Here is a 25545-nt window from a genome sequence, read left to right as displayed (position 1 = left end):
TTATTGAGGTTCATCGACATCAGGCGGCGTCCACGGGAATTGCGCCTGGATCGCTTTGTAGCGGGTCACACCGGCCGCTCGGACCTCTTCCCAGCCCTCTTCCCCCATTACCTGCATGCGCAGTGCTTCCGAGAAGTAACGATCAGAACCGGTCAGCGGGTTGGCATAGGCGGCCAGACGTAACCGCTCGTTTTCTTCGGCGGTCAGCGGTGGCGGCGCCGGCATAGGGCCCTTAGTAATTTTGCCTTCGGCGTCCAATACCCATAAGCACTCTGTTTCCTGGATAAGCCTGAACCACAGCTCATCATCAATCTCGACCGCTTCCATCGGAATGGCGTGGACACCACGAATCAAGCGTTCCTTAAGGATGTTGTCCTCACCAAAAACGGCATATTTATCGCCCATGATTGCACCTACCACCCAATAAAAATAAAACGAGCGCTGACGCTTCCGGCGACTGAAGCAAAGCTGTTGTCGCTTTTATAAGCCAGCCAGGAAAAGCTCGCGGCATCAAGGCTGTTATAGCTGGCATCGGACGTAGCATATCCGCCGCCACTGGTGGCCAAGTTGATTTTTGCAGCTCCCAGCACACCATTGGGAAACGGAATGGGGTACGACGCACTGGAGAATCCCGATCCCTGATTGTTGGAGTTGACGACGGACATCCATTGGATGATGAAGCCGCCCAGCCAACTGGGAAAGACGATGTATCCGTTCGAGGCCTTCAACATCGAAAAACCAAACCGCAATTTCTTCGGTGTGATGATGGTCGTATCGTCAACGCCTGCATCAGTAAGTGCCTGTGTTGCAACCTTCGCCGTGCCTTGATTGATTTCCGTGGCCTGCTGCGCCAAAGCGGCTAGCGCGGCGATATCAATGTTTCCCTGATTGATCGGCGCGTTCCAGGCCTTGATGCACCACATCACCGCCAAGTTTCGCGGACGAGTCGAGCCACTCACCGCCACGTTGCTTGCCGCAGTCGCAGCACTTGAGAGAGCGGTAACCTGCGACGGATAGTCTGCAAGAGCGATAGGATCGACACCGTAGCTCGCCAGAGGCAGTGCGGCGTTTGCACCGAGGCCGATGACTGTAGATCCATCACCTGAGCCAGTGGTATCAGCGCTAACCATCGTACCTTTCTGCCAGCTACCAATCGCCCGGCCCGCATCAATACCGCGCCCATGGTCCCAGCCACGCAGGAACTCGCCCCGGGATTCCGGCAGGCGGAAGTTGCCAGCGCCTTCGTCACCCTTGTTGAAGGCCGTACCGAGGAACGTCGCCAGATCCGGATAGGCCGCAATGCTTTTGACACTGCCGTCCAGCTCCAGAAACCCGGGAGCGACCTTGTCCAATGGAAACGCCACCGTGGCCCCCACCGGCAATGCCGAGGCCTGCGCGATCATCGCCTCGATTTGGGCCTTGGTGTAGCTGTCCGTGATGCCCATCCCGGCCAGCGTGCTCGGGTTATCACCCGATACCACAATCCCCCGATCGTTGGTCTTGACCCGAGTCCATTCGCCGGGCGTCTTGTTCTTCGGCAGCACTTCCAGAATGGCCGCGTCGACGTAGGCCCGCGAGGCCAGCACAATCGACGGATCGATCTTGAGCGTGATGTTGCCGGTGCTGGTGACGATGAAGTTCATCCGCACGATTTGCGTGCGGCCCGAGCCTTGCGACAGGATCGGCTTGAAGCTCGGCGCGCAGTTGGCCACCGCCACCAGATCCCCGTCCGCGTCGTACAGACCGATTTCGCGAATCCACTTGCCGCCCTCATCCGCCGGGATAATCTGCTCGGCGATCAGCACCGCCGGGTTGATCGGGTCGATCTTGAGCTGATTCAGCGGCCGGCGCCGCCATTCGTTGATCAGCGTAGTTTGCGAGGCACTGGGGATCGGGTCGGTGTTGTTGGCATCGCCCACACCCATTTCGGTGATCTTCCAGGGAATGCCGAGCGCGTCGGCGTTCGCCTGCTTGGCCATTCCCACGTTCGTGAGGATGGCGAAAAACTGGGAATTCACATCAATCATGGTAAACGTCCAGGGTGTCTATGGAGTGTTCGCGCCCCACCACGCCGAAGTGGCCCGTGACCTCGATGTCACGCATTACCGGCGGGTAAACGTCGATTTCGTCGCCTTCGTACAGAGCGACACTGATGTTCAGATTGCCTTGGGTTTCGAGGCTGATCGCCAGCCCGGTCAGGTGCCGGGTGACCGGCTTGGCGTCGTCAATCAGGCGTTCCAGCTCCTGATACATTTCTTCGGTGATCCCGGTATCCAGAACGCCGACCTTCAGCGCGAAGGTGCCCGGCTCGCCTTTGGGCACCGTCTTGAACCACTCGACGATTTCAATCAGGTAGCCCAAAGGCTCGACCACCCGGCGCAAGGCGCCGATGGTCCCTTTGTGGGCATGGATGTAATACGATGCCTTGATGGCGGCGCGCTTGGTCGCTTCGGGCCAGCGGTAATCCCAGCGATCGACCGACCACGCCCACGCCAGATGGGGCAGCAGATGCACCGGGCAGGTATCGGCGTTGTAGAGCGTGCGCAGCGGGACAATCGTGCGCTCGTAAAACGTCGCCTCCAGGGCGCGCTCCAGTTGCGTGCTATTGCTCGGCAGCAGACTCCTCATGTCGCCCCCGCCATCTTCACGTCATAGTCGAAGCACCAGGCCGCCTGCGCCTTGGTCGGAGCCAGGTCGACCCAGCCGGGCAGCTCAACCCGGGAAACGCCGGCAACGTGCAACTGAGCGTCAATCGCCGACCGCGCCACCTCAACCCCCAACCGCTTGCGCGGGTTGATCCAGGCCGCCAGTCGCTTGATGGCCTCGGCCAAACTGGCATCCCCCTCAGGCCCGGCGCTGCTCATGTGCAAAATGGCGTCTATGCGGTAGCGGATAATCTCCGCGCTCTGCACCGTCACCCAGTCGGTCAGCGGCCGCACATCTTCATCATTCAGCGCCGTGTCCACGATGGCCAACAACTCAGGGCCGGCCTCGCCTTCCCCTTCCGAACTCAGCACCGTTACCGTAACGCAGCACGGCGCCGGGCTTTCCGCCGTGGCATCCGCCACCAGCCCCGATGCGTTACGCGAATGCAGGATGTAGCTGTTACGCGGGCCGGCCGTGGTCAAGCCCTCAAAGGCCAACTGGATGCGCTCGCGAAACGGATCGTCCTTTTCCTTGATTTCCGGTACCGGCGGCACCGCTGTCAGATCCTCGGCCTGAATCATCAGGCGCTTCAGATTGTAATTGGCCCCCAACTGGTCGAGATCGCTGCCAATGGCATGGGCCAGTAGCAGCGCCTTGGCGCCGTCGTTGACCCGAGCGCGATTCCCGACCTTGATGTAAGCCCCGACCTCGATCACTTTGGTGACCGGGTCGCTTTCCAGCGTCGCGGTCCAGTTGTTACCCATGTAGCCGCGAAAGACGCCCAGCCCTTCCTCATAGGTCGCCTCAAAGTCCAGAGGTTCCAGCACATCCGGCGCCGGCAGGGCCGACAGATCCAGCAGACTCATACGCTGACCTCCACAAGAAAGCTGTCACCGAGGTAGGCGCCGGCAATGCTCAGATTGATTTGCCCGCCCAGCACCGACAGCACGCGCACGCGCTCCAGTTTCAGCCGCGGCTCCCAGCGTTCCAGGGCACGGATGGCTTCCGCTTGCACGGAGCTTTTCCAACCCTCATTGACGGGCAAGTCCACGTAGGAGCGGACCTTGCTGCCGTACTCTGGCCGGTGCCGGCGGCTGCCCAGTGACGTGCCCAGGACGTCGCCCATGGACTGGCGCAGATGCTCGACGCCGGAAATGGGCTGGCCGGTGTGGCGATCCATTCCGATCATCTACATCACTCCTTCAGTGGCTCAAGCTCGGGGTGGCCCTTCAGGTACGCGACGGCCTGCTCATCGGAAACGGACACCTCGACACACCCCTTGGCCACCGACAGCGTGCGATCGCTGTCAGGCATGATCAGGGTGCGCGAGGTGTACACCTTGTCGCGAAAGGTCAGCAACAGATCCGGCGGCGACTGATCGGCGACCGGCTGTTCGGTGTTCTTGGCCATGTTTTCTCCAGGCATAAAAAAACCCGCACTCGGCGGGATGAATGGGGTTATTGATTAGTGCGTGTGATGGTTGTCGCTGGATCCTGCAGCGAGGATCGAGGCGCCGCCGGTGATGTCCTGCGTTACGTGTAACGTGCCGTCAATTTCCACCGCCGCGACCAACTTGATCGCGGTCGATTTGACCGTCATAGAATCGGGCGTCAGTGCGGCCTCGGTGCCGCCCACCTTCACCGTCACGGCGTTATCCGTAACGGTGACCTCGGTACTACCGACCTTCACCATTACCGTTCCGGTGGGCAGCGTGATGGTGTAGGTCTTGGCCTGCCAGTCGTAGATCAGCGAGCCCCCATCGTCAAAGCGCCAGACTTCGACATGGTCGCGGTTGTCCGGCTGGGCGCCGGCATTGCCATACAGCCCCGGGATAAAGGTGCCCATGCCAGCCTGGCCGCTAGGGTTGAATAACACCCCTTGCTCGCCCAGGCTCGGCGCGCGCCAGTGTCGCGCCTTGCCGGCCGCGAGGCTGTGCCAACGCACCCAGGCGCTGGTCCATTCACCATTGGACACCCGGACCATCGCCGCCGCCAGATCCACGCCGACCACCACGCACGGCATCAGCATGGCGGCAATCATGCGGTCGTGTTCCGCACTGGCGTAACTCACAGATCCTCCGGATGAACCGGGCCGTCACCTGGCTCGACATTGATCACCAGCGAGCTCGGTGGCTCATCCGGCCACGGCCATTCCTCAGAGCCCAAGTAAATCTGGTGAGTCCACTCAACGAGCCAGACCACGTAACCGTCGAGCGCAGGCTTGGTCCAATCTTGTGTGGCCTGAACGAACTCAGCGGGCTCTACCGCCAAACCCCAGGTTTGCAGGCGCAACAACACGGCCAGTTGCGCTGCCAGGTGCGCGGCCTGCTGGCAGTGCTTCGGGCGAATCGGATCAACGATGATCCGTGCTTCGAACCGGCAAATCAGGCTGGTCTCGCCGGTACCGATATCAACCCCCGGTTCCATCTCGGCCATTTCAATGAACACCACCGGCAATGCGATGCGGTCCTTGATGTTGGGCCACGCCGCTACCGCTTTAATGCCGGACAGATTGCTGGCCAGGTGCTGTTCGATCGCCTGATAAAGCTGGTCCAGGCTAAAAGGTTCGTCAGACATGGGCCGTCCCCTTCAGGTACTTCTGCAGCTCAAAGTTGAGCTCTTGTTGCAGGATCTCCAGCAGACGCGCGTCGGCCCGTTTGACCCAGGTGTCGAAGTGCGGACGGGCTTGCTCCAGCGACACCTTGGCCTTCGCCAATGGAAAGCGATCGCCGTTTTCCGCGACCCAACCCGAACTGGCACCACCGCCTCTCGACACCGTGCTGTCGGGATAGTCGTCCGCGTTGAAGTGCTTGCTCGCGGTGCGGATCCAGATGTCGGGTTTGTTGCCATAGACCTTTTTGAGGAAGGCCCCTTGATAGCGTCGCCCGGCCACCGACACGCCGCTGCCGGACTGCCGTGCTCGCCCGATCCGGCTGGACTCGATCGCGTTGAGACCAAACCACAACTTGCCACTCGTGGCTCCCCCAGACACCGGGTAACTGCGCAGACGCTGACGGACCGCCGCGACGGCGATGCGCTCTTGCCGGCTGACGGCTCGGGCAATGTGCGTGCGCAGCCAACCCAACGTCTTGTTGATCGCTCGACGGTGCGCCGCTGCGGCCGCTTTCGGTACCAGCTTGGCGAAGTCCTGGAACGCTTTCAGGTCCGCAGCCGAGGACTGAATAGAGAGCATCCCGCCACCGGCTGAGGGTTTGAAGTAGCTGCCGACACTCATGCGCGCATCCTCAAAATCAAGGCAACCAGACCGTCACCGCTGGGCTCCAGCTGCAGCAGGTCGTATTCGCCGCCACCGTCCAATTCAGGCAGTTCGATGGTGACCAGCAGGCCCTGCTCCAAGCCCTGCGAATCACTGACGCGAATCTCGAACCGAGGCTCGCGCAGGCCGGTGTTGAGCTTTCCGATCTTCGGCTGCAGCCAGGGCGCGGAGAACATACCCAGCACCGGCTCGTCCCGGCCTTCGATGCGGGCGGTGTCGCCCAGGGTCTCGAACACCACCGCGTCGACTTCGGCGATCAAATCGCGAAAGCCCATGGTCAGAGCTCCAGCAGGATCTGCGCACGTGGACGGGTACACAGGTGCAGCGGGTTGGACTGGGCTTCGCCGGAAATCCCTTTGTTGAACGGCATCGGCTCAAGTTTGCTGTAGTAAGGCACGCCTTCGGTGTTGACCGTTTCCATGTAATCCGCCGGCGCGAACACCGAGATGTACAGGTCCGGCACACCTTCAGGAATCAGCAGAGCTTTGTCGTCATGCACGAAGTTCATGCCGGCGATCTTGCCGCGATAACGCTCCCACACGATGCCGCCGTACTCGAAGCTTTCGCGCGAGTCACCGCGCAGGGACGCCGCTTGCTGAGTGTTCAGATAAGTGGCCTTCACCTCTTTGATTTTAAGAAGCGCATTCCAGAAGCTCTTCCCGCAAAAGGCGCGAGAGCCGCTGCTGGTCACGCTGCCCAGCGCTTCCTCTTGCATATCCAGCGCATCGCCACAGCGCACGCGGAATTCGCTGCTTGGATCGTTCAGCCCCATCGACAGCGTTTGGCGCTGCACACCGAAACGATCATAAAGATCCAGCAGCACGGTTTGGCCATCGGCGTCATAGATCTTGCCGTTGAGTGCGCCCATGCGTTGGAATTCGTGAGTAACATCGAGCTGGCGTCGAGCTTTGGCCAGGCGTTTGTTAACCACGTCCTGAACAGCCTGCAACTCGGAACGCGTACCAAAGGCACGGATCCCCTGAATCTCATCAGCCTTGATCGCAAAGCGCTGCGGCAGGTGCACGGTGTTGAACGGGATCAGATTGCGCTTGGTGCCGCTGACCACCAGACCGGAGGTGCCGCGCTCGCCCGCCGGCACCAGGGCCAGGGTGTCGCCGTCTTTCTCAATCTGCACCGTCAGGGTGGTAATGCCCTCCTCCTGGAACAAACCGAGGCTGCTGATGCGGCCCGGCAAGTATTCCTGTTCGTTGATGGCGGCGGTCAGCGAAGAGACCGAAAACGCGTCATCGTTAAAGATTTCAATGTCAGCCATGAAGCTATCTCCAGAAAGCAAAAAACCCGCACTCGGCGGGTTCGGTAATCAAGGTGGTCGTCTTAGCGGACGATCAGAAAATGAGTGGCCAGTGCCTTTTCAGCAGCAGGATCCAGACCGGTGAGATGGACTTCGCTGACTTCGGCCAAGCGCACCACGGCGCGGCCACGACGAACCACATCAGATTGGCCCAATGGGCCGTAGAGAATGGCGATAGCGTTTTCGCTGCCGTCTTCGGCGGTCGGGCTGTAGGGGGCGAACTCACCGGTCGCGCTCACCAGGCCGAGGATCTGCCCGGGCTCCAGTGCAGGCCCTGCCGCGACATTGATGGCTTCGCGGGAAATGGTGCCGGCGGCCTCGGACAAGAGGAACTCACCTGCATGCATCGGCTCTCGTTGAATCGTCATCGTCTTGCTCCTGTAGCAGATTGGGGTTTAGCGGTGTGCGCAGCTTGGCGCGCCGACCAGATAGAGGGTTGATCGATTTGCTTGGCCTGCACCTTCGGCGGTGGGTCTTCGTCCAGTGGCAGGCTGTTGTCGATTTCAAAGCCCTTGCCGCTGCCCACGATCTTGTCGAACAGACGCGCCCGGACCGCCGCTGCATCCAGACCGGCAGCGACGTACTCGGCACTAAACTCTGGCAAGCGCGCAGCCACACACAGATCATTCACGGCCTTCGCGCGTGTCAGGCCGGCCTGGACGATCTCTTCGCTTTCGAGCTTGGTCGACTCGAGCAGCGGCGCCACCAGGTTGTTGATGCCCGCCTCTGCGCAACGCTGAGTGATCATCAAGGCCAGCTTGGCCGAATCGACCACAGGCGGCGTCGGTGGCGGATTGTCAGGTTCTAACTCCGGATCCGGCTCGGGTGGCTCGTCGAGCTGGGCCAGCAGTTCGGCCGGTGCATGTTGATAACGCTGCAGCACGCCACCCTGGCCCAGGCACGCCTTGACCTTGATCCCGTCCCCAACTTCATCGGCTAGGCCCAACGCCACCGCCTCATTGGCGGTGAGCCAGGTTTCAGCGGCGACCAGCCGCCGCAATTCGACCTCATCGATGTCCGGCGCCTTGGCCTTGTAGGCCGCAATGATCGCCTCCATGGTTTGGTCGAGTACGTCGGCAACCTTGCGGAAGTCTTCGGCATCCCCCGCCGCGTAGGTCCATGGGTTGTGAATCATCAGCATGGCGTTGGCCGCAATCACGACATTATGTGCGCCGCACACCGCCACGCTGGCGGCACTGGCGGCCAATGCATCGATGCGACCGGTGCAACGCTCGCCCAGACGCGACAGCGCGTTGTGCATGGCCAGACCGTCAAACAAATCGCCACCAACGCTGTTGAACGCCGCGATCACCTGCGAGACGCCGTCGTCCATGGCGCGCAGATCTTGCACGAACTGATTGGCGGTGATGCCCCAGGCACCGATCTCGCCGTAGACGAAGACTTCGATGACTCGCTCGGCGGCTTCGCCGCTGGCTTGCAGTGCATACCAGGTTTTGTCCTGTACCTGCACGCGTTTGCCAGCCCGGTTGTAAATGCGCGGGCTCGCTTTCTTGCTCATGGTTGCTCCTTGTCGTCGAGCTGTTCGACGGCTTCGTGCGTGTTGTAGTTGAGGCCAAGCCGGACGGCCCGCTCGTTGTCTGCGGCGTTTTCCGCATCGACCGTTTCCGCGTCGTAGCCGGTGCGCAGGACCATCTCGCTACGCGAGGCAAAGCCCGCCTGCACTTCCATCCGCCGGGCTTGTACGTCCTGTACCGGCTGGATGTAGGCCCAACCTTGCGGCACCCAACGTGTGCGCAGGTATTCGCGGCGACGCTGTGCGTAGCCTTCCAGCACCAGAACGCCCGACAGCACAGCCATGTCCATCCAGGCAGCCCGAACCGGGCGGCAAAGCTGGTGGACGTAAACGCTGAATTGCAGTTGCTCCAGGCGACGCCGGAACTCGTTGAGCACCACACGCAGCGCCCGGTCGTTGACCTCGCGCATGTCGCCCGTGAGGATCTCGTAGGGCGTGCCCGTTCCCGCAGCAGCGGCCATCAGCTGCTGCCGCATGAAGTCCGGGTAGTTGTTGCCGGCGTCTGGCGGTTTGGAGAATTCGACCTCTTCACCTGGCCCCAGCTCCTGCATGGTGCCGGGCTCGAGCGCGACCATCGGCGTGAAGCCGTCACGATCAAGGCTCAACGGTTGGCCGGTGACCGGGTCTCTCGGAACCAACCCAGAGTCCGGAGCCGGCCGACTGATGAAACCGGCAAACAGGTTGGCCACTTCCTGACGAAACAGTACCGCGTCGTCGTAGTTGTCGAGACTGCGCAGGCGCTTCAGCACCGGCGACAATCGCGGCACGCCGCGTAGCTGACCCGGCTCGACCGGCTCAAAGATGTGCAGCACCTGAGCCGCCGGAACGCGCACCAACTGGTTGTAGCCGGCGTTCAGTGACGAGGCATCACGCGGATGCGACAGGTACATCCAGTACGCGACCCGCTTACCGCCGGGCGTGAACTCGATCCCGGCGCGGATGATGTTGCCGTTCTTGGTGGTCTCGTACTTGTCGTGCGGGACGAACTCCGGCGCCAGCGCCTGAATCTGCAACGGGACCGCCAGGCCCTCGTCCAGACTGCGCGGCCGCAAGCGAACAAAGCACTCGCCGGAGGTCTCCACCGTGCGAGCGATCAGCGCCTGCTGGCCATAGAAGTCGGTGCGCTCATCCGCGTCCGACTCATCGACCCAGTCGTCCCACAGCTCCTGCAGCAACTTGCGCAGCGCTTCGTCGTCGGTCTTGGGCCGTGGCGTGATACCGGTGCCAATCAGGTTGCTGACGCGCTTGTCGATCACGTTGTAGGCATACGGGTCGTTGCGAACCGCCGCCCGTGAACGCGAACGCAGGTTACGCAGTGCCGGGGTGTTGATGCTGTTGATCCCGTTGTCGGGAGCATCCCAGCCAGTGGATCGACGGCCCTCTCCGGCGCCTTCGTAACTGGCCTTGATGTTCGACGGCAGCAAGAATCCGTTACGGGTCAGCGTCGGATAGTGGCGGGCCATTAGACTCCTTTGCCTCCGTGGTACAACCGAACCACGCGAGAGCGCGGCCCGGCCGCGCTGATCAGCGATGTGCGGATTTCTTCGCGAGCCTTGAGCAGTTCGTCGACGGTGCGGTACTCCACGGTGCGGTCGGTGTAGCGCACGGTTTTCTCACCGCGAGCGATCGCCGCCTCAACCGCGTCGAGGTGCTTCTGGGTAAATGACATATCAGCGTCTCTTGAGGTAACCGCTGCTGGAGCTGCGGCGTTGAGGTGGCGGTGCTGCCGGTCGCGCTTGCACGATCGGAGCAGCGGATTGCAGTGCCGGGTGTGGTGCGGCAATGGGTGCCGCTGGCATCGGGTTACTGACGCGTTCGCCTTGAACAGGCTTGATGCCCAATGCTTCGTCAAACAGTCCTGACTGCGCCAAGGCCTGACGTACCCGCTCCCAGTCGTGTTCCTTGTAGCGGTTGAGGCCCAGGTAGTGCGCCATGGCCAGGCAGTACACCATCAGGTCGAGTGCTTCGTTACGCTCGGCCTTGCCCTTGACCCATTCGATGCGCTTGTGGCCCCGGATGTAGCGGGCAACCTTGCGCTCTGCGACACACTGGTCGAAGAAGTCGTCCGGCAAGTCATTGGCAAAGTGCAATGCACCCGGTCCCGATTCGAACGGGTAACGGTTGTAGATCCAGTCCTTGGCCGTGTCGGTACCGACGAACCACAGCTCGGCACCGTTACGCTCGGTCTGTCCCTTCCACGTCACATCCACCATCGACGGTCGCTGAGCGATCACCGGCTTGCCGGGTTTGCTCGCACCCTTGATGGCGAACACGTTGCGCCAGCGCCGCACTCGGCAGAACTGGTAGACCTCATCGGTGTGGTGACCACCAGAGTCGACAGCCACCGCGAGAATGCCCAGGCCAACACCGCAAGGATGGCGATATTTGGCCTTGAGCAATTCGTCCAGCGCGGCCCAGGTGCGCTCGTCGGCGGGATCACCCGACACCACTTGGTAGTCGATGACCCAGCGCTCCATACCGACGCCCCAGCCCATCACCATGAACTCCAGGCGGTTGGCCTGAACGTCGACGGCACCGGTGATCATCAGCACAGCTGCCGGCATCGAGCCGAGGCTGAAGCCTTCCAACCTCGCCCGTTGTCTCAGCACATCAGCTTTGGTTTGCTCCTGAGCGGCGTCCCAGACCTTCGCCAGTCTGGTGTTGTAGAAGACCTGCATTGGCTCCAGATCGCCTTTGGCCTGGGCCTTCTTGGCCTTTTCGAATTGCTTGGCCAGCGACTTCCAGTCCATCCAACCGAGCGGCGAATACAACGCGTTGAGGTGGAAACCCACCGTCTCGCCGTCGCCCTCGGCATGGGCGCGCCACTCGCCTTTGGCGAGCATTTCACCCTTGTGGTACTCCTCGATCAGTACGTCACACTCAGGCCCGGCGCACTCGTAGTGCACCACGCTGTAGTCCTTCGAATAATGCAATCGCTCCCATTCCAGGGTCTGCATGTGCCCACAGGTCGGACATGGCACATAGTAATAACGCTGGTCGCTGCCCTCGAACAGGTCAGAGATCCGCGAAGCGCCTTTGATTGTCGGTGAGCTGGAGAAGTAGAACTTCGCGTTACGGCCGAAGGTACTGCCTCGGGTTTCCGCCAGTTCGATGGGGTCGCCCTCCTCGCCGATGTCCACCTCCCAGCGGTCGATCTCGTCGCCATACACGTAGCGCGCCGACAGCTCCGACAGGTTTGCCGCCGAGCCGGCGGTGGTGACGTACAACGTCCCACCCTCGAACTCCTTGGTGTCCATGGTGTTGCGCGAATCCCGCGAACGGTTGGCCGCCACTCGTTCCCGCAGCACCGGTGTCGCCTTGATCGTTTTGCCGATCCGCGCGGACACCCGCTTGGCCAGGCCGAGGCTTGGCAACAGCGCCAGGATGTTCGACGGCGCCATGTGCATCAGCCCGCCGATCCAGTTCAGGCCGATCTGCGTTTTCATCAGCTGCGACGCAACCATGGTGATCACGCGCTTGCAGGGGTGAGCCGGCGACAGACAACGCATGGGCTCGCGGGCATACGGCGTACGCGAGGTGCGGTACTGGCCCGGCTCAGCGGCGCCGGTGTCACGCGGAATCCGCATGTACTCGTCGGCCCACTGATCGATCCAGACATCCGGGTCGGGCCGTAGCCCACGGAAATACGCCTCGCGGTACACCTCTGCACCGTCAGGAATATCCGTGGGCATGGGCTTAACTCGTGGTCAGTGCGTGTTCAAGATCCGCTGATGACATACGTTCGGCGTCTTCCAGCGAGCGACGGATCGCCGCCGTGAGGTGCTTTTCGATTTCCCAAGGGTCGGACATGGATGCCAGTTCGGGAGCCAGCTGCGGAGGCATGCCCAGCAGTTGATCGCGCAGCATGCGGCCGGCGTTGTAGGCGCCGGTCTGAACCGCCGACATCGCGACCAGCGAGCCTTTGGCCTTGTGCAATTCGATCTCGGCGAGCTGGGCCAGGTTGTGTTCGCGCAGTGCGCGGGCCTTCTGGAAGTCGGGCAACTGCCCCGCAGGGGTGATCGCGGGCGGCGGCGCAGCCATTGAAGTCGGTTCTACCTGACTGGATAGCTGGCTGTACACGTCACGCTGAAGCCTGTCTTGGTGGTGCCGATCAGCAACAGCGGCCTTGCTGGGGTCAGCGGTGTCGCGAATCAACGCTTCGCTGGCCAGCACGTCGACCTGTTTTCCATCGGCGGTCAGCACCAGACGGTCGTTGTTTTTCAACCAGGTGATGTAGCTAGGCGCCCTGCCAATCCGAGCCGCGAAGGCGCTCTTTGACAGGTACATTGGTTCTGTCATAAGCCCTCCTTTTCAACGGCTTTTCAATGGAACCTTTCAATTTCAATGGATTGAATTTCAGTAAGCTGGCAACCCTACCGCTAACACGATGCCGCGGGTTTCCGACCCCGTGTCCTTTGAAAGTCCCCAGGGTCCCCGGCGGTTTTCTGCCCGCCCGGCTGGTCAACTCGACATCCGACTGCCCTGCTCTGTCCCCATCCCTTTGGAAAGACGGACATCCCTGCGAGGGTTTCAGCTAGAGATAATCCGCGAGTTCGATGACCCGTGTAGGGGGCGGCCCTCGGGGAGGACCCAGAAAAATCGGCCCCCGGCCGGGGTGCCGCCTAGGTGTGGTCGGTCGATGCCGACTCGGAAACGCCCAACCGCTTGGCGACCCAGCGTTCGTAAAGGCCGATGGCGACATCGGCGCCGGCCATCGCGGTCAGGCAACCCAAAGCGCCCGCCGTCCAGATCGACATGCCAGCGGCGATCATCAGCATCATCGCTGTCACACCGCAGGCGATACAGGCACCGGATCGCAACGCGAGGCGGCGTAACAACGCCCAGCCACGCGCCCCATCTTTATCGGCTCGCCACATCTCCCCCGAGACACCACCGACCAGAGCCAGGACGATCACTAACCAGATCGGCATCTCTGCCAGTGCTTGTTGCTCGTTTGTCATCGCCTACCCCATAAACGCAAAAACCCGGCGCAATGGCCGGGTTTGGTGGTGTGGTGCCTGCCGCTCTCTGCGGTCGCACCTATCGAAGATGACTACTTTTTACAGGTCGAATTTCCTGGCAGCAACCCCACTTTAATGCCACCCGGTGAATAAGTGGGTAACACCGGGGGAACGCCTAGCGAATATCGGCGAATATCCCACCTCGGCATTCTGTTGTTTTGGCGGTGTCCCATATGTCCCATGCTTCGAAATCACTATGGGACGCCTGAGAGCGCCTAAATTCGGGGCTTTGCCCCATTGTCCCATTTGTTTTCTCTTTTCTCGTGTAAAGAAGAAAATCGAAAAACACGCGTGCGCGCGATAGCGCGTACAGCTCTGCGCTTCGCTCATACGGGCGGGAGGCGTTTTGAGCTGGGACAATGGGACAACCCAACAAACACAAGGCCCGCGCTTGTCCCACCACGTCGAAACGCAATGGGACAAGGTGGGCCAATGGGACAGCAATAGCCGGAGCCAAGCCTAGGGTCACGCAGCCTTCCCCATCAGCATGCCGGCGATGTACTCGTGAGCCTCGTGTAAGCGCTCGTAGTAGGTTTTGCGGCTGCAGCCGCAATAGACGATCTTCTGCGACAGGAAGCTGTCGTGATTGCAGTAGTGCTCGCGCACAACCACCGACAGCTGCGGCGGCAGATGCTTGTTGACGATCAGCTCGATATCCGCCGATTCGTCCAACAGCACCCGACTGCCCCGCGTGCCGCGAATCAGCTCGCCCTTGCACTCCATCAGCATGGCAATCATGTTGCCGCCGCCCAGCTCCGATCCACCTTCGTGCGGGCTGTGCAGATCCTCTGCCCACAGCTTGAGCATTTCGTCGATTCGCTTAATCAAAGCAAGGCTCCTCGAACGCTTCCCGCTGCAACGCTGACGCCCCTCCCCACCCTGCCGGCTTCTTGTAAGCCCAGGGCCGCTGACCGCTTTTCGCCAATGCCGGCAGACGCACACGACGCCACCCCAGCCGGTGCATGATCGCACCAACCCGTATCTGCTCTGGCTTGCTCCAGTGCCCGTAGTCCAGCTTCAGCGCGTTGGCTAACACTTCGCTGCCGGTGGTGGTTTCGCCGATCTGCGACTCTTCCAGCCAAGTCAGAATTGGCCCTTCCCACTCATCCACCACAAAACGCTCGTCCTGCTCCTCGCCGAACATCGCCGCCTCGTCCAGCGTCACCCACCACAGATCCCCCGCGTCGTAACAGAACATCGCCTCGGCCCACAGCTGGTCGCGGATCGAGCGCAGCAGCTCCAGGTCGACCTTGGTACAGGCCACCGGCCAATAGCGACGGTTTCCGGTCGCATCCTTCAGGTATTCGTCCTGGTTGGTCGTGCCCACGAACACACACTGGCGTGGCACATCCATGGTTCTGCGGCCGTAGCTCTCACGGTAGGTATCGGTCGACGCCGAAAAGAATTGTTTGGCCTTGGTGCTTTCAGCCTTGTTGAAGCTGTCCAGCTCACCCAGCTCGACGATCCACTTGCCCCGGATCGCCTGAAACCCGTCCTTGTCGCCCAAGGCGAAAGGCGTGTCCATAAACCATTCGCCGCCGAGGATGCTCATTGCCGTCGACTTACCGGCGCCCTGCGCGCCTTCGAGGATCATCACCGAGTCAGCCTTGCAGCCAGGCTTCATCACCCGCGCCACCGCCGAGAGCATCCAACGCTTGCCGACTTTCGACGTGTATTCGCTTTCCTTCACCCCCATGACATCCGTGAGCCAGGTTTCAAGACGCGGTACGCGATCCCAGTCCAGTTTTTGCAAGTACTGTCGCACCGGGTGAAAGGCATGGTCATGGGCAACCACACTTACCGCCTCGATCACATGGGACGCCTTAACCCGCAAGTTGTACTGCTGCGCGAGCCACTTCATGACACGCATATCATCGATGTCGGCCCAGTCTCCCGTGCCGCTGCCGTAAGGCGCGGCACGCAGCTTGACGATCTTCGAGCTGAAGGCGCTGTAGCTGATGACGCCGGCCCAGCGTTCATCGTTGGCCAGAATCAGTTCGACGTTCTGCATGTGCGCAATCAGCGCGCCGCTGTCACTACGGGCCAGAAGATCTTTCCAGCCGCCGGCAGCCGGCGGACGAACCACAGCCAGCACTTGGCGACGGACTGCATCGAGGCCTTCGGCGACGTGCAGGTCGTTGAAGTCGGTCCACTTGTCTTCACGCTCGACCGAGAAGATCGGCGCCACCACTTGGGCGCCGACGATCAAGGCGGCATTGCTGGCCTTCTCCTCACCAGGATTCCAGGCATCGCCATTCGGCTTCTTGGTCTTCCAGTCATCGTCGCGGCAGATGATCAGCGGGCACCCGGCGAAGCGCTCGCGCATGGCCTTGCACACCGCCAACAGGTTGCCCGCATCGAAAGCTACGGCCACGGCGAGCGAGGTCGCCATATGTAGGCTAGCGCCGGTGGCGTACCCCTCACACACCAATACCGGTTCGCCCGGTTCCGGGTGTGGACCGAGCAGGTGAAAGGTGCCCTCCTTCGCCATCCCGTAAGGCCAGTAGGACTTATCGCGTCCTGTGTCTTCCTGCTTGCTAGGGAAGATCACCTGCAGGCCCATGATCTGATCACGCGCGTTTTTCATCGGGACCAGAACGGCACCGGTGCGCGGCGCATAACGGACCTTGATGCCAACGATCTGTTTGCGATCCAGGTAGTCGCTGCGACCGGTGGTAGGCATGCGCTCGAACAAACCTTCTGCCCTTTTCGCGGCCCGCCGCGCAGCGTTACTCGCGATTTCGGCGGCGCGGCGCTTGGCATCTTCCTGCCGAGCGCGCATGACCTCTCGCTCTTCAGAAGACATCCGCCCGGCCTTGATCTTAATCTTCTGCGTCTCTCCCGAACGCCAATCACCGAAGCTGCCGAAGATCAGTGTTTCGTTTTTTTCAGTCCGATGCTCATGGACGACGTACCAACCGTTTTTTTCCTTGCCCTTGTCCTGGGTGGTTTTGCAGCGGGTCAGCTTGCCGAACACCAAAGGCTGCTTGGGCTCCAGACCATAGTCCGCGAACTGATTGAGAACCTCATCGAGCATGTCGGGCCTCCAACACTTCATCAACCGCCTGACAGGACACGCAGTAAATGCACCCTCGCACAGCAAGGCGGCGAGCTTCTGGGATCGGCTCACCGCAGTTTTCGCAGTACATAAGTGAGTAAGCTGCCGTCATAGGTTTGACTGCACTTCGAGCGGCCAGAGCCTGATCAAGTCGCTCCTGCACCAGATCATTAGCAAAGTCGGCAATGTCAGCCACGGTCGACACCTCGCGTTGTCTGGTTAACGTAGGTGGCGCGGTTGAACATCCCCAGCAGCCCTTGAATACCGCGAAACACCTGCAGGCGGATCTCGGCCAGTTCGTGGTCGTTCACCACACCGTCGCCGATGCTTTTGGCCCACGTCTCAGCCAAATTCGCGACCTGTCGAAAGTACTCTGCAATACCAGTGGTCAAGGTCTCGGGCATGTCATTGGTGTACGTCTCAGCCAACTCCTGCCAGATCGTGTCACCAACCAAGGCATGCACGGCATCAAGGATGCGGCGATCCTTGGTCAGCTCCAGGATCTCGCCGAACTCCTGAATGTTGACCGTGTGACTCGGGTGCGTGGGTGAGAGTTTGTGTTGCAGAGTGGTGGGATTGCGACCGGTGGTGGCGGCGATTGCAGCGGCGCCGCCGGGATAGTCCCGAGCAGCATGGTAAAGCGCCAAGTCGAGCGGCAGGATTTCCCGCTGTGCTCGATCAACGCAACTCAGAGCGATTCGGCTCATGGCATTAATCCTTATAAGTTGCCAGTGCCGCGCGACATGCAGTGGTGATACATTTGCCGCGTGGCTTGAAAGGGCCCAAACGCCGGCTAGATCTTCAGGATCGACACCGGCACCGTGCCGAGGCGAACGATCCGTCGTTCACCTCTGGCGCAACAGCTGCCCATCTGTGGTGGAGAAGGCAGCAACATCAAGGCATCCGTGCCTTGGAAAGCGCGGTAAAGATCGACGGTTCGCATGTGGTGTGCCCGCTTATCTTTGCCGCGACCCGACACCGCTGTGGTGGTGCGTGCCGGGAGGAACTGGGCGGCCCTTGGGCCGCCTTTTTTCTGACTATGCTGCTTTGGTTGTCGGAGTGTTTTCTGTGATACCGAAATGCTCCAGAACCTCAGCTAACGAGACGCAGCCTTCACTTTCACGGTTCAAGGACTTGATCAAAGAGACGCTAGGATCCTTGCTCGCGTATTTGACGTGAAGACGAAGGTAGCTCTCAGCAATCCCGCAACGCTCGGCGTAGGCTGCAAGTTCTTCTGAATCCAAACGGTTGATGTATTCGCGCAGCTTCATGTGATGTACCTCTCAACACCAAATTTAACCATAAAGGTTAATTTTTGCAATACCAAAAAGGACATTCACCCGTAAGGTTAATCCGTCCAGAATCGGCACATGAAAATCTCAGATACCCGGCTGCAAAATTTTCGAAGGGTCTTGGCAGAGCAAAAGCTCCGCCTGACTGATATCGCCGACAAACTAGGCAAAGCCCCTGCTCAAGTGAGCGCATTTGGGGGCAAAAATCCCACTAAAGGTATCGGCGATCAGATCGCTCGAGAGATTGAGAAGGCTTTGCACCTTCATGACGGATATCTCGACATGCCTTATGGTGTAGGCGAGTTCAACAACGCCACGGTGCTAAGCCACACGGGACGTAAACTGCCGGTGATTGGATCAATTGCTGCTGGAGCTTGGTGTGAATCACATGGCAGCTTCGACCCAAGAGAAGCTGAAGAATGGATTGACGCCCCAGGACCGGTTGGTCCTCGAGCGTTCATACTTCGTGTCGAGGGCATGAGCATGGAGCCCAAATTCGTCGCAGGGGACAAAATCGTTATCGATCCTTCGCTTGAGGCTCTTCCAGGTCATTTTGTGGCAGCAAAGCGCACAAGTGATCAAGCTGCGACACTTAAGCAGCTAAAACAGGAGGGTAACGAGCAATATCTTTATGCGCTTAACCCAGACTGGCCGGAGCGCATCATTCGGATGTCTGAAGAATGGAGTATCTGTGGGCGTGCCCGATGGAAAATCTCGGACCTATAATTAACACCTTTAAGTGCATGATATGTAAGCTGCATCAATATAGATGCAGCCAACTCAAACATAAGTAGATATTTCCAGGTCTACTCATCAAAAAACAGGCTTTTAATCTCCTCCTGCTCCGCCCGACGATTTTTCTGAAGCTCACTCAGCTTGGCTCGTAAAAACCTACGGTATGATTGGACTCGCTCACAAGACTCAGAATTAGATATTATTCGCATGTCGGCATCGCTAAAACCCACAGTCGACTCGATATTAATCTCACGTCCGTTCCGCTCTAAGAGCTTCAAAAGCTCATCATCCGTACCCTTGAAGTTCTTATTCTTATAATCAAGAATCGGAGAATAGATTCGCTTTAGTAAATCTATAAAGAAAAATGGTGCCGACGACAATTCAGGCATTAACAGGCCTATTTCTGGAGCATCCTGATCGTCATCATAAATAAGTACGCCAGGATGAATTTTTGCCATCAGACGGATCCGCCCAAGAACAGTTTCCGGATAAACATCAAGCTCAACTATAAGCTTTTCAAGCTTAGGTATAATCCACTCACTTTCTAACATATCTTTGTTTATATCATAGACCATGGGAACAACATCGTCTCGATCATTACAGAATGCCACTTTATCTATTAAGTCAAACTTTCTACTACCCGCAAAACCAACTAAGAACAGAGCTGTAAAGTACTCTTGGAAAGACCTGTGAGTGAAAGTAAAATCCAAACCATCACGTTGGATAATGCACACACTATCTAGCAAGTCACCTAAAAACTCGCGCTCACCAACTGTTATTCCTGTTAATTTTATTGCACTATTTATACAGTCAATAATTTCCGCACCTGAAAAATAATACTTACACTCCACATAACTTAACGCACAAAATGCCGAAAGAATCTTCTTGAAATCATCTATAGGCAGCCCCGTCAGCGACTGCCGTTTATAAAGACTTTTCAATGAGTCATGCTTATTGAATAGCGTAAGAAATGCTTGCTCATAAAATAAATGGACTTTATTCGGTATTTCTGCGATTTGTTCGTAAGTCAGGAGCATCATCGTAAGAAGAAGCGGACTACCTGCAAAACTTTGATGCTTTTGATATAAATCCTTACGTAGGTCTTCTACGAATTTTTCCTTAACCTCAATGTCATAGTCTAGCTTTCCAATCAGAGTTGTAGCCTTCTCGATATCGAGAGGTAACATTTCATATTGATAAAATGACTCCCAAGAATCAAAACGATAATCGGGACGACTAGAAAGCAATATCATTATTTGACTATATTTATTTGAGAGCGAAACAATTTCAGCCTCACACCTATCTCTTCTATCGATAGAAACTTCATCAAAACCATCAAATATCAATAGTACCTTTCCAAGCCGCAGCGATCCTTCCAACTGCTCCAAAGAGAATCCGGATTCAAAATCAGAAAGCATAGTCAGAATATATTCTAGCAATGTAGAATCAGGTTTGGAGTTGAGATGCCTAAGCTCTATGAAAATCGGAAAAACACCCCGAGGACTTTCTATCAAATCTAGAAATATACTTTTACAGAAAGTTGACTTTCCAGAGCCCGCAGTACCGGTAACTATAAATCTTTGATTTTTTTCTATATGACTTAGTACTTCGCACTCCTCAATTACTTCCCCCCTGCTAGATTCTAAATCAGTACGCACATAGAAATCTCTCAGATTTACAGGCTCACCTCTATACAACAACGTTTTAGTTTTCGAATAACGATCATAATTTCTCAATAAATACTGAGTAAAGCATAAATCAAAATTTATCTTGAACTTATCAGAGGCAACTCTAGTCAAGCTTTTGGCGCTTGAAAAAACAGGAGCGGCGAACTGTTTTACCAACTCCGCGGCCAACTTTGTCACATCCATTTCCATAATCACCTCCTCACAGTTAATTCAGTCACATCAAAGCAAGAGTACTTGAAAAAAACAAACTTAGGTTCTGTTTCGCATTGATGCCATTAAGAAAGACAAAAAAAATAAGCCATGTCTTCCCCCCATCTGGTGGGGGAGCCTGTCGACACGGTGTTTTTGCAACGCCCCAAAAACAAAACCCAGAAGGTTATTTTTTGTTGATAAATTAATCTTTATGGTTAATTATTCGGTCACTCACACCACAGAGCGATCCAAATCCATGCACACCACTGCCACCCTACACGTCCATCCGAGCGTATTGGACCCTCAATTCATCTTCGAGATTCGCCGCCTGGCCCGCGAATGCGGCTGCTCGTTTGTCACCACCAAACCGAAGCAGGAAGCCCGCACCGCCCCCTTCAATTGCAATGGCGGAGGGTACGCAGCATGAGCAAGTTCAAACTCGACAACCGCGCCCTGCAACTGCTCAATGCCCAGGTCAATCTGAGCGAGACCTTCAATCACACGCTACGGTCGACACCACAGCGCGAGGCCCTGGCGTTCCGCCTGAAAGTTGAACGCAGTAAATGTGACACCCTCTTCACCGTCGAGTTGGGCAGCGAGCGCCACACGCTGACCTTGCAGAACGAAAAGAAGATGCACCTCAAACTGGCCGACTTTATCGAGGAGATAGTCAACGGTCCGTTCGATCCCAGTAACACGGCCGACCTGCTGAACCGCCCTCATGCAAGCCGCCAGTACGGGAGGTTCGATGTTGAGCACAAGCAGAGGGTGTTCGAGCTTGTGCGTACCGGCGGTGTAGTGAGTCTCGACATGGGCTTCGAAGTCCCCATCCATGTCGCTATCCATCGCACCAAAACGCGTACCGGCGTCACCACCATCATGAGCATCGGTGTGAAAAGCCCGCGCACCAAGTGCTTCACCGTGTGCGGTAGCGACATTGAGATCTACGAGAAAGTGGCCGAGTCCATCAACCACCTGGCTGCGGCAGCAACACCCGCCGCACACGCCGCTTGAGGGGATGCCATGGAACGCACACTCGCCCAAGCAGCCGTCCAGCTCGGACTCACGCGCCCCAAGCTGATCAGCCTCATGCGGGAAAAAGGTCTGCTCAATGATCGAAACCTGCCCGTTTACCCGTCCCGCGACCGCGAGTTCCTGCGGGTCAAGGACAGCAACTGGTATCACGAAACCGCCGGCATGCAATACAGCCAGTCAACCCGGATCAAGCAACCCGGCATTCGTTGGCTCGCCGGGCAATTGGGGCTGGAGCTACCTGCTATCCCGGTAGACAACCGTGACGTGGCCTAGGGAATACGCCCGCCAGATCGTCACCATGCGCACACGCGAGGAGCGCAACGCCGCGCTTCTCGAAGTGCCAGAACATCTGCGGGAACTGACCAAACGCCACTGCCTGAACGCCTGGAACCACCCGGCAAGAACACAACGCAAGGAGGCTCTGCAAGCCAATGACTAACACCGGCCAAACCCCACTCCGACTGCAACCCGCACCTGAGTCGGCCACCGTAGAGTTGCTCTACCGCACTTTCGGTGACGTGCTGATCCCACTGGAAAAAGTGCGAGAACAGTACTTTCGAAACCTCAACGAGCAGTCGTTTGTGGCCGAGATCAACAGCGGACGGATTCAGCTTCCCATCACCACGCTGGACACCAGCCGCAAGGCACCGAAGTACGCACATATCCGGCATGTCGCCTCATTGATCGATATCCGCGCCTACAAAGCGGATGAAGAGATGCTACGACCGCAGGACGAACCAACCGAGTAAGACCACCACCCCGAACGGCTACCACCACCAGCCAATCGAAACCACCAGGAGCACACCACATGACTGCAATTCAAATCTGCGCACTGATCGGCCTCATCATTGCGGCCGCCCTTCTCTATTGGGCCGGCTACCGAGGTGGCTTGATCGACGGCCGATTCGAAGGTGAAGAAGACAAGAACAACGAACGCGCCAACAGTGCCAAGACCATCAACGAGCTGGAGGCTTCATTGCGGTTCATTCGTGCCGATCACCTGCAACTGGCCCAGCTGTGCAAAAAACTCAAAGCCAGCCAGGCACTGAGCCCGGACAACCATCAAAACCTTCTGGCCATCGCCGAAAAACTCAAGCTCGCCGCCGACACCTTCCGTGCCGTGAACTCCCAATGCCAGGCAACACAAGCGCTTACCCTACGCAATAAAGCCCTGAGCATGGCCGCCCTGCTGGAGCCCGTCGCACTGGAGGATGCCGCATGAGCCGCGCCACTCCAATGATGCGCCTATCCCCCGAGGCGGCAGGTGCACTTCAACAGCAGCACACCAGAACCACCACCGAACTGCGAGCGCTCACTCGCTACAACAAAGAACTCGACCGCCAGTTGAAAGCACGGATCGGCTACGACGCTCTGCGCCAGTTGCACAAAGACACCAAGAACGCGCTGCTATTGGCAGACCTGGTCAAGGAGGCCGCATGACTCAGACTCTCGCCACCACCGCAACACGGCTCACGCTTCACCAACGCCTGATGGACCAACACGCTATCGAACACCGGAGGAAAGCGGCATGAAGACGTACCTGCACACCACCCAAGCATCGACCGCTTTGCTCCGCAACGCTAACAGCGTCGACGCACAGAAAACAAAGAGTCTCTGCTGCGCAGCAGCAGGCATTATTGATCCCTTTAGCACCACTGCCGAGGCACTTATACCCCACGAAAAGCTGCGCGAGGCAGCTACACCCGATGCAACGCTAATCGCTCAGAATCGCCCGCCCGCGCAGCCTGCTGTGGGGTATATGCACCCCTTCTTTCTAAAGCAGCATACTCTGGTATCGAAGATCGAAAGCAGGGAGGCGGCATGAACACACTTTTTCTCCTCATGGCTCAGTATGACGGGCGAGCCGTAATTCCACTGGACCGCGTGTGTTCAGATTACATGAATCTAACTGTCGAAAAATTCAAACATAAACAACTAACCGGTGAGATCGATATCCCCATAGTGCGCCTTGGCCCAAATAGTCAAAAAGCCGGCCTGGGAATTCACCTTAAGGATCTTGCAAACTACATAGACTGCCAGCGAGAGAAAGCTCTCTCTGACCAAAGAAAATTGATGGGTCGAAACTGAACCAGAGCCAAATAAAAGGGGCGTTTAAACGCCCCTTATTAAATCACCCCTTCACTGACTGATTGCAGTAAGGATGCGTCAACTGCAAATTTTCTGTAGAACCGTTCCCGCCTTCCCTCGCTCTAACAATATGATCATAAGATAGAGATTTTTCGCTATCTAAATACCCACTACACAAAGGGCATTTCATCGCAGACGTCAACGCAACACGAATGAAAACCTGACTTTTAGTATCATCGCTAAAACTCCTTGGAGCTCCAGAATTCGAACCAACAAAAACTTTCCCATCCATACCAGCAAACCTAACTAAATCCTCATCAGACACTTCAACACTATTCAAAAGCGCATTAATAACTGAATCAAGAACCTTAGCATATAGACCCGCACGCCTAGCGCTCGACTGTTTTTGAAGAATGGTTGCAATGAGTTCCTTCTGATCGATTAGAATAGATTCGAGCTGAGCCCTGACACTAGAAAACCGTGAAAAAAAGCCAGAGTCATTATTCGCCAACTTCTCCCCTATCAACAAGACAGTCCCCATAAATAATGGGCCAGAGTGTCGTCCGGTCGGACCGTAAAAATAAACCGCCGGATGCAAACCAAGACTTCCGCCATCATTCCCTGTAATGCGTTTTGCTAGCTTCACAGCGCGTTCTAACGCATTGATCGTCAGGCTACCATCATCATCATCTGGCATATCGGAGATGCTTTTTGGTGTTCCTTGCTGATTCCTTATTGAAATCAAAATAAACTCGATCAACGCTTGGAGCGCCGCCCGAATACCTTTAGGCCCACCCAGCGGGAGATCCAATGTTTTTATCGGATGCTGCAGTTCCGGATCAAATAGAGTCGAATGTAAGTTCATCGCCGCCTTCTCAATAGATAGAGCTATATCATTTGAGAACCCAGACCAGTACCTATGACCTTTTCCGGATCGTATAACAGCCCTGGCAGCTATTGGAACTGGTTTACGACGGCAACGCAGTAAAAGCTCTTCAATCTCATCAAGAGGTGTACCTTTCATGTTAATTTTGAAGAACGAGCTTTCCGCCTTATCAGCATCACCTTTAACCCATTGAATCGGCAACCCTCTTGACACCACCGTATTTAAACGCTTTCTATCCGCCGGCTCTAAATCCGCATCGAAATTCCGAGCTTGATAATGCTGCCAAGTTCCGACACTTTTAGCTACTAGATCCCTAGTTCGACGCGCCACTCGTTTCTGGGCATCAGAAATCTCATATCCAAAAAATGGCTGCGATACAGGGCCATCACCATAGTCATCCTCCACCCAAGCTCGCAAAGCACTGAGCCGATGCCCACCATCAATAACAAAGAGGTATGTTGGAGACTGCCACAATATGACAGAAGGAATTAAATCACCATTTACAAAGCACTCCAGCAATGAAACAACTTGCTCCGGAGTCCAATGATTAGTTTCTCGTTGAAAATCTGGCTTTCGAAGATTTGGCCCAATCATTCCGCCCTGAGTAAAATCCCTTAGAGAGATAGTAGGCACATTTTCAAAAAGAGCTGAGTCGTTATCAGCAATGGCAAAATCGGCCCTCTTTATTAACGCATCCAAATTTACTAAATTCGATTTGAGAGCCAATTAAACCTCCATTTATAATTTCAATCCGCAGGACACAGTAAGCAGACGATTCCAGC

General features: G+C 57.3%; 34 protein-coding genes. 9 read left to right on the top strand and 25 right to left on the bottom strand.

Annotated elements, in window-relative coordinates; all coding sequences use genetic code 11:
- The 23 genes from AB7M22_RS06485 to AB7M22_RS06375 all read right to left on the bottom strand — a co-directional run bounded on the left by AB7M22_RS06485 (position 1) and on the right by AB7M22_RS06375 (position 18118).
- Entirely contained in the window at positions 1-405 is a 405-nt protein-coding gene (locus AB7M22_RS06485) for a hypothetical protein (protein ID WP_454185615.1), read from the bottom strand.
- Between the two features lie 8 nt (positions 406-413).
- Complete coding sequence (locus AB7M22_RS06480; protein ID WP_454185614.1) at positions 414-2027, bottom strand: phage tail-collar fiber domain-containing protein; 1614 nt, start codon at positions 2025-2027, stop codon at positions 414-416.
- Entirely contained in the window at positions 2020-2628 is a 609-nt protein-coding gene (locus tag AB7M22_RS06475; protein WP_454185613.1) for a phage tail protein I, read from the bottom strand. Before AB7M22_RS06475 ends, AB7M22_RS06480 begins: the two co-directional genes overlap by 8 nt.
- Positions 2625-3512 carry a baseplate assembly protein gene (locus AB7M22_RS06470; RefSeq protein ID WP_454185612.1) on the bottom strand — a complete coding sequence of 296 codons (888 nt, stop codon included), beginning with the start codon at positions 3510-3512 and terminating at the stop codon, positions 2625-2627. The genes AB7M22_RS06475 and AB7M22_RS06470 overlap by 4 nt, the downstream gene beginning before the upstream one ends.
- Entirely contained in the window at positions 3509-3835 is a 327-nt protein-coding gene (locus tag AB7M22_RS06465) for a GPW/gp25 family protein (RefSeq protein WP_454185611.1), read from the bottom strand. The genes AB7M22_RS06470 and AB7M22_RS06465 overlap by 4 nt, the downstream gene beginning before the upstream one ends.
- A 5-nt stretch (positions 3836-3840) precedes the next feature.
- Entirely contained in the window at positions 3841-4056 is a 216-nt protein-coding gene (locus AB7M22_RS06460; RefSeq protein ID WP_454185610.1) for a hypothetical protein, read from the bottom strand.
- Between the two features lie 54 nt (positions 4057-4110).
- A complete protein-coding gene (locus AB7M22_RS06455) occupies positions 4111-4716 on the bottom strand; it encodes a phage baseplate assembly protein V (protein WP_454185609.1) in 606 nt (201 codons plus the stop codon).
- Complete coding sequence (locus tag AB7M22_RS06450) at positions 4713-5222, bottom strand: hypothetical protein (RefSeq protein WP_454185608.1); 510 nt, start codon at positions 5220-5222, stop codon at positions 4713-4715. Before AB7M22_RS06450 ends, AB7M22_RS06455 begins: the two co-directional genes overlap by 4 nt.
- Complete coding sequence (locus AB7M22_RS06445) at positions 5215-5880, bottom strand: hypothetical protein (RefSeq protein WP_329517328.1); 666 nt, start codon at positions 5878-5880, stop codon at positions 5215-5217. Before AB7M22_RS06445 ends, AB7M22_RS06450 begins: the two co-directional genes overlap by 8 nt.
- Entirely contained in the window at positions 5877-6197 is a 321-nt protein-coding gene (locus AB7M22_RS06440; protein ID WP_454185607.1) for a head-tail joining protein, read from the bottom strand. Before AB7M22_RS06440 ends, AB7M22_RS06445 begins: the two co-directional genes overlap by 4 nt.
- Before the next feature lie 2 nt (positions 6198-6199).
- A complete protein-coding gene (locus tag AB7M22_RS06435; RefSeq protein WP_454185606.1) occupies positions 6200-7195 on the bottom strand; it encodes a major capsid protein in 996 nt (331 codons plus the stop codon).
- 62 nt (positions 7196-7257) lie between these two features.
- The gene (locus AB7M22_RS06430; RefSeq protein ID WP_454185605.1) at positions 7258-7602 is read right to left on the bottom strand and encodes a head decoration protein; all 345 of its coding nucleotides are present in this window, start codon (positions 7600-7602) and stop codon (positions 7258-7260) included.
- Positions 7599-8753 carry a head maturation protease, ClpP-related gene (locus AB7M22_RS06425; RefSeq protein WP_454185604.1) on the bottom strand — a complete coding sequence of 385 codons (1155 nt, stop codon included), beginning with the start codon at positions 8751-8753 and terminating at the stop codon, positions 7599-7601. The genes AB7M22_RS06430 and AB7M22_RS06425 overlap by 4 nt, the downstream gene beginning before the upstream one ends.
- On the bottom strand, positions 8750-10231 hold the full coding sequence (locus AB7M22_RS06420; RefSeq protein WP_454185603.1) for a phage portal protein: 1482 nt from the start codon (positions 10229-10231) through the stop codon (positions 8750-8752). Before AB7M22_RS06420 ends, AB7M22_RS06425 begins: the two co-directional genes overlap by 4 nt.
- Entirely contained in the window at positions 10231-10437 is a 207-nt protein-coding gene (locus AB7M22_RS06415; protein WP_201059406.1) for a phage head-tail joining protein, read from the bottom strand. Before AB7M22_RS06415 ends, AB7M22_RS06420 begins: the two co-directional genes overlap by 1 nt.
- Position 10438: 1 nt before the next feature.
- The gene (locus AB7M22_RS06410; RefSeq protein WP_454185602.1) at positions 10439-12460 is read right to left on the bottom strand and encodes a phage terminase large subunit family protein; all 2022 of its coding nucleotides are present in this window, start codon (positions 12458-12460) and stop codon (positions 10439-10441) included.
- A gap of 4 nt (positions 12461-12464) precedes the next feature.
- Positions 12465-13067: a terminase small subunit gene (locus tag AB7M22_RS06405; RefSeq protein WP_454185601.1), complete on the bottom strand. Its 603-nt coding sequence runs from the start codon at positions 13065-13067 to the stop codon at positions 12465-12467.
- Between the two features lie 323 nt (positions 13068-13390).
- Positions 13391-13729 carry a phage holin family protein gene (locus tag AB7M22_RS06400; RefSeq protein WP_086945412.1) on the bottom strand — a complete coding sequence of 113 codons (339 nt, stop codon included), beginning with the start codon at positions 13727-13729 and terminating at the stop codon, positions 13391-13393.
- Positions 13730-14254: 525 nt separating this feature from the next.
- The gene (locus AB7M22_RS06395; RefSeq protein ID WP_454185600.1) at positions 14255-14617 is read right to left on the bottom strand and encodes a PA0613 family protein; all 363 of its coding nucleotides are present in this window, start codon (positions 14615-14617) and stop codon (positions 14255-14257) included.
- A complete protein-coding gene (locus AB7M22_RS06390; RefSeq protein ID WP_454185599.1) occupies positions 14610-16826 on the bottom strand; it encodes a VapE domain-containing protein in 2217 nt (738 codons plus the stop codon). Before AB7M22_RS06390 ends, AB7M22_RS06395 begins: the two co-directional genes overlap by 8 nt.
- Positions 16816-17043 (bottom strand): TraR/DksA family transcriptional regulator, encoded by a 228-nt coding sequence (locus AB7M22_RS06385; RefSeq protein ID WP_454185598.1) that lies wholly within the window; start codon positions 17041-17043, stop codon positions 16816-16818. Before AB7M22_RS06385 ends, AB7M22_RS06390 begins: the two co-directional genes overlap by 11 nt.
- A complete protein-coding gene (locus tag AB7M22_RS06380) occupies positions 17036-17554 on the bottom strand; it encodes a phage regulatory CII family protein (protein WP_454185597.1) in 519 nt (172 codons plus the stop codon). Before AB7M22_RS06380 ends, AB7M22_RS06385 begins: the two co-directional genes overlap by 8 nt.
- A gap of 330 nt (positions 17555-17884) precedes the next feature.
- The gene (locus AB7M22_RS06375; RefSeq protein WP_454185596.1) at positions 17885-18118 is read right to left on the bottom strand and encodes a hypothetical protein; all 234 of its coding nucleotides are present in this window, start codon (positions 18116-18118) and stop codon (positions 17885-17887) included.
- A gap of 99 nt (positions 18119-18217) precedes the next feature.
- On the opposite strand from AB7M22_RS06375, the gene AB7M22_RS06370 reads away from it, so the two are divergent.
- Positions 18218-18865 carry a LexA family protein gene (locus AB7M22_RS06370; protein ID WP_454185595.1) on the top strand — a complete coding sequence of 216 codons (648 nt, stop codon included), beginning with the start codon at positions 18218-18220 and terminating at the stop codon, positions 18863-18865.
- 80 nt (positions 18866-18945) lie between these two features.
- On the opposite strand, the gene AB7M22_RS06365 is transcribed toward AB7M22_RS06370, so the two are convergent.
- Positions 18946-20751, bottom strand: coding sequence for an NACHT domain-containing protein (locus tag AB7M22_RS06365; RefSeq protein ID WP_454185594.1), 1806 nt, complete (start codon positions 20749-20751; stop codon positions 18946-18948).
- Between the two features lie 426 nt (positions 20752-21177).
- Here AB7M22_RS06365 and AB7M22_RS06360 point away from each other — a divergent pair, with 426 nt between their 5' ends.
- The 8 genes from AB7M22_RS06360 to AB7M22_RS06325 all read left to right on the top strand — a co-directional run bounded on the left by AB7M22_RS06360 (position 21178) and on the right by AB7M22_RS06325 (position 23877).
- Positions 21178-21768 carry a hypothetical protein gene (locus AB7M22_RS06360; RefSeq protein ID WP_454185593.1) on the top strand — a complete coding sequence of 197 codons (591 nt, stop codon included), beginning with the start codon at positions 21178-21180 and terminating at the stop codon, positions 21766-21768.
- A 9-nt stretch (positions 21769-21777) separates the two neighbouring features.
- On the top strand, positions 21778-22062 hold the full coding sequence (locus AB7M22_RS06355; protein ID WP_454185592.1) for a phage antirepressor KilAC domain-containing protein: 285 nt from the start codon (positions 21778-21780) through the stop codon (positions 22060-22062).
- The gene (locus AB7M22_RS06350; protein ID WP_454188882.1) at positions 22049-22228 is read left to right on the top strand and encodes a hypothetical protein; all 180 of its coding nucleotides are present in this window, start codon (positions 22049-22051) and stop codon (positions 22226-22228) included. Before AB7M22_RS06355 ends, AB7M22_RS06350 begins: the two co-directional genes overlap by 14 nt.
- A complete protein-coding gene (locus AB7M22_RS06345) occupies positions 22221-22538 on the top strand; it encodes a pyocin activator PrtN family protein (RefSeq protein ID WP_028939692.1) in 318 nt (105 codons plus the stop codon). The genes AB7M22_RS06350 and AB7M22_RS06345 overlap by 8 nt, the downstream gene beginning before the upstream one ends.
- Before the next feature lie 59 nt (positions 22539-22597).
- Positions 22598-23011 (top strand): hypothetical protein, encoded by a 414-nt coding sequence (locus AB7M22_RS06340; RefSeq protein ID WP_454185591.1) that lies wholly within the window; start codon positions 22598-22600, stop codon positions 23009-23011.
- Entirely contained in the window at positions 23008-23229 is a 222-nt protein-coding gene (locus tag AB7M22_RS06335; protein ID WP_454185590.1) for a hypothetical protein, read from the top strand. The genes AB7M22_RS06340 and AB7M22_RS06335 overlap by 4 nt, the downstream gene beginning before the upstream one ends.
- Positions 23230-23317: 88 nt before the next feature.
- Positions 23318-23614, top strand: a complete 297-nt coding sequence (locus AB7M22_RS06330; protein WP_454185589.1) for a hypothetical protein — start codon at positions 23318-23320, stop codon at positions 23612-23614.
- Entirely contained in the window at positions 23611-23877 is a 267-nt protein-coding gene (locus tag AB7M22_RS06325) for a pyocin activator PrtN family protein (RefSeq protein WP_454185588.1), read from the top strand. Before AB7M22_RS06330 ends, AB7M22_RS06325 begins: the two co-directional genes overlap by 4 nt.
- Positions 23878-23920: 43 nt before the next feature.
- Here AB7M22_RS06325 and AB7M22_RS06320 read toward each other — a convergent pair whose 3' ends face one another.
- The gene (locus AB7M22_RS06320) at positions 23921-25489 is read right to left on the bottom strand and encodes a GmrSD restriction endonuclease domain-containing protein (RefSeq protein ID WP_454185587.1); all 1569 of its coding nucleotides are present in this window, start codon (positions 25487-25489) and stop codon (positions 23921-23923) included.
- Between the last annotated feature and the right edge of the window lie 56 nt (positions 25490-25545).

The organism is Pseudomonas sp. ADAK2 TE3594, from assembly GCF_053628675.1.
The sequence above is the reverse complement of the archived record's forward strand: the minus strand, read 5'-3'. Positions and strand labels throughout refer to the sequence as shown.

Coding starts and splice junctions, on each gene's coding strand:
- AB7M22_RS06425 (WP_454185604.1), bottom strand. CDS start 8,753: ATGAGCAAGAAAGCGAGCCCGCGCATTTACAACCGGGCTGGCAAACGC.
- AB7M22_RS06450 (WP_454185608.1), bottom strand. CDS start 5,222: ATGTCTGACGAACCTTTTAGCCTGGACCAGCTTTATCAGGCGATCGAA.
- AB7M22_RS06380 (WP_454185597.1), bottom strand. CDS start 17,554: ATGAGCCGAATCGCTCTGAGTTGCGTTGATCGAGCACAGCGGGAAATC.
- AB7M22_RS06445 (WP_329517328.1), bottom strand. CDS start 5,880: ATGAGTGTCGGCAGCTACTTCAAACCCTCAGCCGGTGGCGGGATGCTC.
- AB7M22_RS06485 (WP_454185615.1), bottom strand. CDS start 405: ATGGGCGATAAATATGCCGTTTTTGGTGAGGACAACATCCTTAAGGAA.
- AB7M22_RS06360 (WP_454185593.1), top strand. CDS start 21,178: ATGAGCAAGTTCAAACTCGACAACCGCGCCCTGCAACTGCTCAATGCC.
- AB7M22_RS06415 (WP_201059406.1), bottom strand. CDS start 10,437: ATGTCATTTACCCAGAAGCACCTCGACGCGGTTGAGGCGGCGATCGCT.
- AB7M22_RS06330 (WP_454185589.1), top strand. CDS start 23,318: ATGAAGACGTACCTGCACACCACCCAAGCATCGACCGCTTTGCTCCGC.
- AB7M22_RS06470 (WP_454185612.1), bottom strand. CDS start 3,512: ATGAGTCTGCTGGATCTGTCGGCCCTGCCGGCGCCGGATGTGCTGGAA.
- AB7M22_RS06365 (WP_454185594.1), bottom strand. CDS start 20,751: ATGGAAATGGATGTGACAAAGTTGGCCGCGGAGTTGGTAAAACAGTTC.
- AB7M22_RS06340 (WP_454185591.1), top strand. CDS start 22,598: ATGACTGCAATTCAAATCTGCGCACTGATCGGCCTCATCATTGCGGCC.
- AB7M22_RS06420 (WP_454185603.1), bottom strand. CDS start 10,231: ATGGCCCGCCACTATCCGACGCTGACCCGTAACGGATTCTTGCTGCCG.
- AB7M22_RS06355 (WP_454185592.1), top strand. CDS start 21,778: ATGGAACGCACACTCGCCCAAGCAGCCGTCCAGCTCGGACTCACGCGC.
- AB7M22_RS06475 (WP_454185613.1), bottom strand. CDS start 2,628: ATGAGGAGTCTGCTGCCGAGCAATAGCACGCAACTGGAGCGCGCCCTG.
- AB7M22_RS06440 (WP_454185607.1), bottom strand. CDS start 6,197: ATGGGCTTTCGCGATTTGATCGCCGAAGTCGACGCGGTGGTGTTCGAG.
- AB7M22_RS06375 (WP_454185596.1), bottom strand. CDS start 18,118: ATGAAGCTGCGCGAATACATCAACCGTTTGGATTCAGAAGAACTTGCA.
- AB7M22_RS06335 (WP_454185590.1), top strand. CDS start 23,008: ATGAGCCGCGCCACTCCAATGATGCGCCTATCCCCCGAGGCGGCAGGT.
- AB7M22_RS06370 (WP_454185595.1), top strand. CDS start 18,218: ATGAAAATCTCAGATACCCGGCTGCAAAATTTTCGAAGGGTCTTGGCA.
- AB7M22_RS06430 (WP_454185605.1), bottom strand. CDS start 7,602: ATGACGATTCAACGAGAGCCGATGCATGCAGGTGAGTTCCTCTTGTCC.
- AB7M22_RS06390 (WP_454185599.1), bottom strand. CDS start 16,826: ATGCTCGATGAGGTTCTCAATCAGTTCGCGGACTATGGTCTGGAGCCC.
- AB7M22_RS06460 (WP_454185610.1), bottom strand. CDS start 4,056: ATGGCCAAGAACACCGAACAGCCGGTCGCCGATCAGTCGCCGCCGGAT.
- AB7M22_RS06345 (WP_028939692.1), top strand. CDS start 22,221: ATGACTAACACCGGCCAAACCCCACTCCGACTGCAACCCGCACCTGAG.
- AB7M22_RS06405 (WP_454185601.1), bottom strand. CDS start 13,067: ATGACAGAACCAATGTACCTGTCAAAGAGCGCCTTCGCGGCTCGGATT.
- AB7M22_RS06410 (WP_454185602.1), bottom strand. CDS start 12,460: ATGCCCACGGATATTCCTGACGGTGCAGAGGTGTACCGCGAGGCGTAT.
- AB7M22_RS06400 (WP_086945412.1), bottom strand. CDS start 13,729: ATGACAAACGAGCAACAAGCACTGGCAGAGATGCCGATCTGGTTAGTG.
- AB7M22_RS06465 (WP_454185611.1), bottom strand. CDS start 3,835: ATGATCGGAATGGATCGCCACACCGGCCAGCCCATTTCCGGCGTCGAG.
- AB7M22_RS06325 (WP_454185588.1), top strand. CDS start 23,611: ATGAACACACTTTTTCTCCTCATGGCTCAGTATGACGGGCGAGCCGTA.
- AB7M22_RS06480 (WP_454185614.1), bottom strand. CDS start 2,027: ATGATTGATGTGAATTCCCAGTTTTTCGCCATCCTCACGAACGTGGGA.
- AB7M22_RS06435 (WP_454185606.1), bottom strand. CDS start 7,195: ATGGCTGACATTGAAATCTTTAACGATGACGCGTTTTCGGTCTCTTCG.